This window comes from Nocardiopsis sp. TNDT3 (assembly GCF_003427465.1).
GTDB lineage: Bacteria > Actinomycetota > Actinomycetes > Streptosporangiales > Streptosporangiaceae > Nocardiopsis > Nocardiopsis dassonvillei.
This window is the reverse complement of the sequence record NZ_QPFC01000278.1, coordinates 1-7,132: the sequence shown is the minus strand read 5'-3', so window position 1 is coordinate 7,132 and position 7,132 is coordinate 1. Positions and strand designations below refer to the sequence as shown.

The window sequence follows — 7,132 nt, the reverse complement described above, 5'->3', positions numbered from 1 at the left end:
CGGCCCCCGCTGGGGAGCGGGGGCCGCGCACCGGGTTCAGCGCCCGGTCAGGGGCACAGGGCCTCCAGGTTGCTGGGCTCCTCGCCCACCTGGCGGCCCGGATCGGCGGGCTCCTCCTCGTCGAGGCCCGTGTACTCCTGCCACTCGGTCAGCCCGTCGTCCTCCGTGGGCTCGGCCGGCTCGGAGGGCGCGGCGGACTCCTCCCCGGAGGGGGCGCCGGAGGGCTCGGCGGCCACGTCGTCGCCCTCGGGCCCGCCACCGGTGATGGCCTCGGCGACCAGTGCCTTGACCTGCTCCCAGTCCGGGTTGGCCGTGTTGACCTGGGGAGGCGACAGCTGGAACGTGCTCATGCTCCCGGTGTCGGTGACCCTGTCGGCGAGTTCGACGAACGCGGGCACCTTGGCCTGGGGGATGTCCGTGCTCAGGGTGCGCTCGGTGGCGCCCGCGAGCCTGCGGTAGCTCGTCAGGACGGTCATCGGGTCCACCTGCTCGGCCACGTACTTGATCAGGCAGCCCTGGCGGCCCATCCGGCCGTAGTCGTCGCTGTTGGTCCGCGAGCGGCCGTACCAGAGCGCGTCGTGGCCGTCGAGGCGGCGCAGGCCCGGCTCCAGCACCCCGCCGTGCACGCCGTAGGGGATCGGCTCCTCGATGAGCACCTCCACGCCGCCGATCGCGTCGATCAGGTCGCGGAAGCCCATCATGTCGACCATCGCGTAGTAGCCGATCTCCAGGTCGAGGTTGTACCCGATGACCTTCTTGAGGGTGTCGGCGGAGGGGTTGGCCGCGTCCGGGTTGAGCGCCAGCTCCTCGGGCTCCTCGGCCACCGTCTGGTACACGTCGTTGAGCAGCAGGTCGAAGCCGTAGGGCTCGGGGTAGCGCTCGGCCAGGGCGCTGTCCTCCGGGAAGTGCACGTTCTCCAGGTTGCGCGGCAGTCCCACCAGCACGGTGTCGCCGGTCGCGGTGTCCATGCTGGCCACCATCATGCTGTCGGTGCGCACCCCGTAGCGGTTGTCCGCGGAGTCCGCGCCGATCAGCAGCACGTTGACCCGCTCCTGGCCGTTCCAGGGGTCGGCCTCGTCGTGCGGGGGCATGAGGGGGTCCTCCTCGGCGTGGAAGACGCTGTTCAGCGTCTGGTAGGCCGTGTAGCCGCCGTGCAGCGCCAGCGCCGAGGGCGCCGCGACGGTCAGGCACAGCAGCAGCACCACGGCCGCGCCGAGCACCCGCGAGTTCCGGGGCGCCCCGGCGGGCCGGGTGATCACCCACGAGTGCACGATGACCGTCAGCCACAGCACCGCCACGACGAACACCACGCCCATGGCTCCCAGCAGCCACTGATCCTGGAGCGCCATGGTGGCCAGCCGCGCCATGGTGTTCGCCTCGTCGGCGCCCAGCCGCCACGCCCACACGACCAGCCCCAGGATCCCGGCCAGGTAGACCCCCAGGATCACCGCGCCCGCGACCCTGCGGCGCATCCGCAGGTGGGCCAGCCCGGGGAGGGGAACCGACGCCGCGGTCCACAGCAGCGCCCGGCCCGTACCCGGGCGCGCGGGCGCCTCGTCCCGCTGATCGTCCTCCGCTGTCACCGGTGGTTCCTCTCCAGCCGCGGGGCGGACCGCCCCGTTGTCTTCACCGTTCCCGCCGCGGTCGCCGTGCGGTGCCACGCCGCGGGCACGGACTCGTGTCCGAAACCTTTGTTATGTACACGCCGGAGAAGGGTCGTCCGATTCCCCTACGGGCCTACCCGTGCTTTTCGGACGTACCGTGCGGGCCGTCCTCCTCCGGGCGTGGAGAGCCCGCGGGGTGCGTGTGCGGGCCCGACAGTTCTCAGTGTGGCGCTTTGCGCGGGTTTGTGTGCACCGCTACTCAGTCATGAGGGATGTTCTATACAAGTCTGTTATGTGTCTCGCACGCGGTGGATGGGGCGTTGGCCGACCCCTCCGGCACCGCCAAAGGGGGAGATCAACCGATTTCTTTGGCGATCAGTAGTGCGCGCTCGCCGCAGCTGCGATGATCTGGCCGCAGGAGGGGGCGCCGTCCGGGGGAAGGGCGGCGTCATGGGAACGAAAGGCAAGCCATCGTGCTCGATGCGGTTGACACCGCGCTCATGCGCGCGCTGCAAGGGGACGGCCGAGCGACGTTCCAGGCACTGGCCGACGGGGTCGGCCTGTCGAGGACCGCGGTACGCGCCAGAGTGCGCCAGCTCGTGCAGTCCGGGGCGATCAGGATCGTCGGGGTGCTGCACGCCGGGGTCGTGGGAATGGAGGTCCTCAGCCACGTGTCGTTCCGCGTCAGCGGCCCCGTGGGGCCGATGCTGGACGCGCTGGGGGAGAGGGAGGCGGTGACCTTCGCCGCGCACTCGGCCGGGCGGTTCCCGGCCGTGGCGCAGGTACGCGTCGCCGACGACGCCGCCCTGACCAAGGAGCTCTCGGAGCTGCGCGCGCTGCCGGGGGTGGACGGCGCGGAGGTCTTCCGCGCCAACTCGGTGTTCAAGGACGCCCACAGCAGTGTGCGGGAGCTGCGCGACATCGAACTGGACGCCCTGGACTGGCGCCTGGTGCGGCAGCTGCTCAGGGACGGCAGGTCCTCCTACGCGGACCTCGCCCGCCAGGTGGGGCTGTCGCAGGCCGCGGCCCGCTCGCGGGTGGTGCGGCTGCTCGACTCGGGCGTGGTGCACGTGACCGCGCTGGTGGAGCCCACGGCGGTGGGGGCCAACGAGCGGCTCGGTTTCGGCCTGCGCTGCCGGGGCGACGCCGAACTGCTGGGGGCCGCGCTGGCGAACATGCCCAGGATCTCCTTCCTGGCCAGCGGTTTCGGGCGCTACGACGTCATCGGCACCCTCACCGCGCCCGACCGCTGCCAGCTGGTGGAGGCCCTGGAGGGGGTGCGCGCCACCCCGGGGGTCGGCTACGTGGAGTCCTGGGACCACCTGTCGGTGCGCAAGGAGCGCAAGGGGGGCGACCGTCCCCTGGAGTGGGTCGCGCCCTAGGGGTCGACGATCCGCGGCGCGACGCGCGGAGAGGGGCGCGCCGCGGGCCGGTGACCCCGGCGGCGGGCACGCTGGGTAGGCGCGGGCGGCCTCTTCCGTCCGTATCTGTAACCAGCGGTAGCATCTTTACGTGTTTCCGGCGTGCATGGCTTGCGTCACGCTTAAGTTACCGGTGAGTATGGGAAGGGGTCGGTCCGTACCGGCCGCACCGGGCGCGGGTGTAGTGGGAGGCTGACGTGGCATTGGCGGAAACGTTGACGGCTGTGGGCACGGTGGCGCTCGCGCGGTGCGGCGGCCGGCCGTTCGGGACGCACCTGTTCTCCGTCTGGCCGGGGGCCGCCTTCGCGGCGACCGCCTTCCCGGTCCGCTGCACCCCGGGGGACAACCTCGCCATCCACGTCGCGGTGGCCCAGGCCCCGCCCGGCTCCGCCCTCGTGGTGGACGTCGCGGGGGAGGCCGAGTACGGCTACGTGGACGAGATCCTGGCCGTGGCCGCGAGCACCCGCGGGGTCGCGGGCATCGTCCTGGACGGCTGCGTCCGCGACATCGCGGCCATCGCCCGGTGCGCTCTGCCGGTCTTCGGGGCCGGGGTCGCGGTCCGTGAGGCCGCGCACGAGGCGGGCGGCTCGGTGGGCCGCCAGATCAGCATGACGCCGGGCGGCCCCGCGCCCCTGCCGGTGCGCCGGGGCGACTGGATCGTCGCCGACGACGACGGCGTGGTGTGCCTGCCCCGGGGGCAGGTCGGCTCCATCATCGCCGCGACCGTGGACAGCGTCTCGCGCGAACGCGAGATCATCGACGCCGTCTACGCGGGGGAGAGCACCCTGGACCTGCTCGGCCTGGACCCCTCGCGGGTCGCGGGCTGGGAGGACCGCTCCGAGCACCGCTCGCGGCGCCCGGGGCGTCCGCGGACCCTGGGCGCCCTGCGCGACACCGCCGCGCGCGGCGCCGAGGGGCATCCTGCGGCCCGTTCGCGGTTCTCGCCGCGCTCCGCCGTGGGCGACCCCCGGGAGTGAGCCGCAAGGCCCCTCAGCGGCGGCCGGGGGCCGAGCCGGAAGGCGTTCCCCGGCCCCGGGACGCCCACGGCCGCGCGGCGCGCCCGCCGGGCCCGCACGGGCCTTCTGGGGCGGACGGAACCCGGTGCGGACGCACCGGCCCGGAAGCGCGTGGGAACGCTCCCAGGCCTTGGGGGCGCCGCCCGGCCGGACGGGGGCCGACGCGGGCCGCTCAGTCCTCGGTGAACGAGAGCAGCTCGTCGATGTAGCAGGTGGCCTCCCGCGCGGCCCCGGCCGCGTCGGCGTCGCGGATCGCCTCGGTCAGCTTGGAGTGGTCCACGCCGTCGGTGGCCGAGGAGGGCCGGTCGGTCGCCTCGGCGCCCTGCTCGTAGGCCGTGTGCGCGATGCTCGCGTACACCACCTGCGCGATGTCGTCGTACAGGTCGATGAGCAGGGTGTTGTGGGTGGCGTTGACCACCGCGCGGTGGAACGTGAAGTCCGCCTCCACGAACGCGCCCATGTCGCGCTCGCGCCAGGCGGCCTCCCGCAGCGCCATGGCGCGGTCGATGTCGGCCATGTCCTCCTCGCTGTGGCGCAGCGCGGCCAGCCGGGCCGCCTCCACCTCCAGCGCGCGGCGCACCTCCAGGTTCTCCCGCAGGCGGGAGCGCTCCAGACGGCGCCGCAGGGCGCCGCCGAGTTCGCTGGAGGCCCGCACGAAGGTGCCCGCCCCCTGGCGGATCTCCAGCAGCCCGGCGTGGGCCAGGGCGCGCACCGCCTCGCGGACGGTGTTGCGGCCCACCTCCAGCTGGTCGGAGAGCTCCGACTCGGTGGGGATGCGGTCGCCCACACCCCACTCGCCCGAGTCGATCTGTGCTCGTAACTGACTGATGACCTGGTCGACGAGACCGGTCCGGCGTGTCGAGGCGAGGGGCACGCGTATACCTCCTAGGGGCGGGTCGCCGGATGACTGGGCCAGCGCACAGGTACGGAACGGTTAAGGCCGGAGCTTAGACCAGTTGCGGTCGGGAATTGGCTTCGAACGATAATGCGTTATCCTCATGAAGTACATCGGGTCATCCTATGAATTTCTGCGAGTCGCCTCCATGAGCGCCGGACCAGCCCCCCGCACCCCCGTGACGAGCGGCCCCGCCGCAGGCCGGACCGCCCCGAGCCGTCCACCGCGCGCGGCACTGCTGCTGCTCGCCGCCGGAATCGCCCTGGCGGCCCTGAACCTGCGCACCGCCATCACCAGCGTCGGCCCCGTGCTCGACGAGGTCACCGCCGGGCTGGGCATGACCGCCGTCGGCGCGGGGATCCTCACCACCCTGCCCGTGCTGTGCTTCGCGCTCTTCGGCGGCCTGACCCCCGTCCTGGGCCGCCGCCTGGGCGAGCACCACCTGCTGGTCTACGCGCTCATCGCCCTCACCGTCGGCCTCGCCGCCCGGGCCGCGGCCCCCGAGCCGTGGATGTTCCTGGCCCTGAGCGTGGTGGCCCTGTCCGGCGGCGCGGTCGGCAACGTCATCCTGCCCGCCCTGGTCAAGGAGCACTTCCCCGACCGCGTGGGCCTCATGACCACCGTGTACACCACCGGCCTGGCGCTGGGCACCACCATCGCCGCCGCGGCCACCGTGCCCCTGGAGCAGTCCACCGGCGAATGGCGCGCGGCCCTGGGCGCCTACGCCCTCTTCGGCGTCGTGGCCGCCGTCCCCTGGCTGCTGGTGCTGCGCCACGAGCCCGCGCGCGGCGACGCCTCCCAGGCACTGGGCTTCGGCCAGGTGCTGCGCACCGGCCTGGGCTGGCAGTCCGTCCTCTACTTCGGCACCCAGTCCTCGGTCGCCTACATCATGTTCGGCTGGTACGCGCAGATGCTGCGCGACCAGGGCATGGACGCCCAGACCGCGGGCCTGGCGCTGTCCTACCTCACCGTCCTGGGCATCCCCATGTCCCTGGTACTGCCCACGCTGCTGACCCGGACCAGCGACCAGCGCCCCTTCGTGCTGGCCTTCTCCGCCGCCTACCTCGTGGGCCTGGTCGGGCTGTGGTTCGCCCCGCTGTCGGGGGTGTGGGCCTGGACCACGCTCGTGGGGATCGGCATGGGCAGCTTCGTCTTCGCGCTGACCGCCTTCGCGCTGCGCACCCGCACCGGGGCGGGGACGGCGGCGCTCTCGGCCGTCAGCCAGAGCCTGGGCTACCTCATGGGCGGGGCGGGGCCCTTCCTGTTCGGACTGCTGCGCGAGGTCAGCGGCGGCTGGCACGCGCCCCTGCTCCTGCTGGCGGTGCTGGTCGTGGTCAACCTGGCCACGGGCCTGTTCCTGGGCCGTCCCCGCTACCTGGAGGACGCCATCGCCGCCCGCGGCCTCACGAGGGCAGCCAGTCCAGACGGCCGATGAGGTAGACCGAGCCGACGAAGGCCACGACGTCGATGACCGTGTGCGCCACCACCAGGGGCATCACACGTCCGTAGCGCAGGTAGAACCAGCCGAAGACCAGCCCCATCACCAGGTTGCCGAAGAACATCCCGACGCCCTGGTAGAGGTGGTAGAAGGCGCGCAGCACCGAGCTGGCCAGCACCGCCTTCCACGGCGTCCACCCCAGCTGCCCCAGCCGGTGCAGCAGGTAGCCGACCACGATCACCTCCTCCAGGATCCCGTTCTTGGCCGCCTGGAGCACCAGGACGGGCACGTCCCACCAGTTCCCGGCCAGGGTGCTGGGCCTGATCGTGACCGTCAGCCCCAGCTGCCAGGAGACCACGTACAGCGCGAGGCCGCTCAGGCCGATCAGCGCGGCCAGCAGGGCGCCGGTGCCCAGGTCGAAGCCGGGACGGCGCACGTCGAAGCCGATCGTGGCCGAGGAGTCGCCCGAGCGGCGCAGGAGGTAGGCCACCAGCAGCACCGGGACCAGGGCGTTGGCCAGCGCGAACAGCTGCCACGACAGGTCCAGCCAGGGGCGCTCCCGGTCCGCTCGGGGGCGCACCAGGCTGGCGGTCTGCTCGGCCAGTGACTGGGGCTCGGTGAGCACGCCGAGGAAGGAGATGGTCGCCGAGACCGCCGCGGCGCCCAGCGACAGGGCGAGCACGCACAGGATCTCCCAACGCAGCAGGCCGCGCTCGACGGGGGCGGAGGGGGCGGGCGGCGCCCCCGCGGGCAGTTCG

General features: G+C 73.0%; 6 protein-coding genes. 3 read left to right on the top strand and 3 right to left on the bottom strand.

The features are described 5' to 3' along the window. Window positions 1–47: 47 nt before the first annotated feature. Complete coding sequence (locus DQW06_RS07565) at window positions 48–1,583, bottom strand: LCP family protein (RefSeq protein WP_117198203.1); 1,536 nt, start codon at window positions 1,581–1,583, stop codon at window positions 48–50. A gap of 494 nt (window positions 1,584–2,077) precedes the next feature. Here DQW06_RS07565 and DQW06_RS07560 point away from each other — a divergent pair, with 494 nt between their 5' ends. Next, on the top strand, window positions 2,078–2,986 hold the full coding sequence (locus tag DQW06_RS07560; protein WP_013152459.1) for an Lrp/AsnC family transcriptional regulator: 909 nt from the start codon (window positions 2,078–2,080) through the stop codon (window positions 2,984–2,986). 263 nt (window positions 2,987–3,249) lie between these two features. Next, a complete protein-coding gene (locus DQW06_RS07555) occupies window positions 3,250–4,002 on the top strand; it encodes an RraA family protein (protein ID WP_041552506.1) in 753 nt (250 codons plus the stop codon). A 211-nt stretch (window positions 4,003–4,213) separates the two neighbouring features. Here the strand turns inward: DQW06_RS07555 and DQW06_RS07550 are convergent, their stop codons facing one another. Further along, a complete protein-coding gene (locus DQW06_RS07550; protein ID WP_013152461.1) occupies window positions 4,214–4,915 on the bottom strand; it encodes a FadR/GntR family transcriptional regulator in 702 nt (233 codons plus the stop codon). A 169-nt stretch (window positions 4,916–5,084) separates the two neighbouring features. On the opposite strand from DQW06_RS07550, the gene DQW06_RS07545 reads away from it, so the two are divergent. Further along, entirely contained in the window at window positions 5,085–6,371 is a 1,287-nt protein-coding gene (locus tag DQW06_RS07545) for an MFS transporter (protein WP_013152462.1), read from the top strand. Here the strand turns inward: DQW06_RS07545 and DQW06_RS07540 are convergent. Beyond that, on the bottom strand, window positions 6,340–7,128 hold the full coding sequence (locus DQW06_RS07540) for a CPBP family intramembrane glutamic endopeptidase (RefSeq protein WP_117198204.1): 789 nt from the start codon (window positions 7,126–7,128) through the stop codon (window positions 6,340–6,342). The genes DQW06_RS07545 and DQW06_RS07540 overlap by 32 nt on opposite strands. Window positions 7,129–7,132: the final 4 nt, after the last annotated feature.

What these genes read in the sequence shown, in the direction of transcription:
- DQW06_RS07545 (WP_013152462.1), top strand. Translation starts at nt 5,085, where the DNA reads ATGAGCGCCGGACCAGCCCCCCGCACCCCCGTGACGAGCGGCCCCGCC.